General features: G+C 60.5%; 1 protein-coding gene and 1 pseudogene. Both read right to left on the bottom strand.

Annotated elements, in window-relative coordinates; translation table 11 throughout:
* Positions 1-191 precede the first annotated feature (191 nt).
* Entirely contained in the window at positions 192-380 is a 189-nt protein-coding gene (locus tag ACZXDY_RS45970; protein WP_245475047.1) for a hypothetical protein, read from the bottom strand.
* A gap of 634 nt (positions 381-1,014) precedes the next feature.
* Positions 1,015-1,205, bottom strand: a pseudogene (locus ACZXDY_RS45965) (nuclear transport factor 2 family protein); the annotation flags it as partial.

Raw genomic sequence — 1,205 nt, 5'->3', positions numbered from 1 at the left:
GAACATTCCGATCAGGATGAAGACGCCGACCTCGAGCAGAAACGTCGTCGACATGATGGCGACGGTCAGGAACACATTGCCCGCTGAGAGAGGGTTCATGCTGCCTCGCATCTCGCGAAGCCCCCGTCATGAAATGCACATGGGTTAGAAAGGTTTCGGTTCCAAACACGGCAGATGCGAGCGGCGCCGGCCTATCGCATTTCGAGTTCTTTGATTGCCAGAGCCGAAATTTGGGCGGGGTCCTTGATGCCGGATTGCGCGATCTTGATGACCTTCTTTGCGATCATTTCCGTTAGAGGGTCGTCGCGATCCTTGACGCACAGGGTGTGCAATGCGCGCTCGTAAGCCGCTGTGATGCGGCTGATCTCCTCCGGCTTCACCCCGGAGTTTAGCAACAGTCGATAAATGGCCAATTCTCACCGCCCAAGTCCATGCCGGCGAGCAAGGAAACCACAGTATAGGAACCTTGTACACGGTCGGAGAACTACGGGCGCTTGGCTTCCCGTCCAGCCGCCACGGCTACTGCTTCTGCTCGCGCGCAGCAGCGCCGCTCTCGTCCTTGCTGGAAAGAGCCAAGTCCTCGACCCGCTCGTTGAGGTCAGCGGCCTTCTCCACCAATGCGGCCCCCAGGTGGGGGCGGAAGTCGATTTTGCAAAGCGGAGCAGAGTCGCTGCCGCTTTGCGAGTATACTTGCCTCTCACGATCCAAATGTCCGCGCTTTTCCCAGCACGCTCATGGCGCGTGACAAGGCCATTCGCTCCACAGCAACTCCTAACTTGGAACGATCGGGCCGGGCGGCCGTTCGCCCTCTGCGTCTGTTGGGACGCCTGTAGGAGAAAGCGGCCCTTGCTCCTCTCTCCGAGGCAGGGGCCGCTTTCCATTTGGAGTGCCTGGATGTAGAGCCCCGTTAGAGCCCGTGCGCCTCCGTCAGAGCGCCCTCTGCCATGGCGCAGCCGTGAAAGCCGAATACCGTCCTGGACGGCCATTCTAACAGGTCGGCCCGATAGCAACGCACTAGACAGCCTCTCTGATCGGCACGCAGGCCGTGAGCCGGATTTTTCCCGCATCGGTAAACCAGAAGCGCGTCCGCACGCGCTTGCCGTCATATCCGCGATAGTCGAGCGAGACGCCGTCCCCCTCCGGCATCAATGCGTCGATCCCGAAAGCATCGGCTGCGGATGCCGCGAGCCTTTGACCCCAGTACC

The organism is Bradyrhizobium sp. LeoB3, from assembly GCF_055456055.1.
This window is presented reverse-complemented; position numbering and strand designations above follow the sequence as displayed.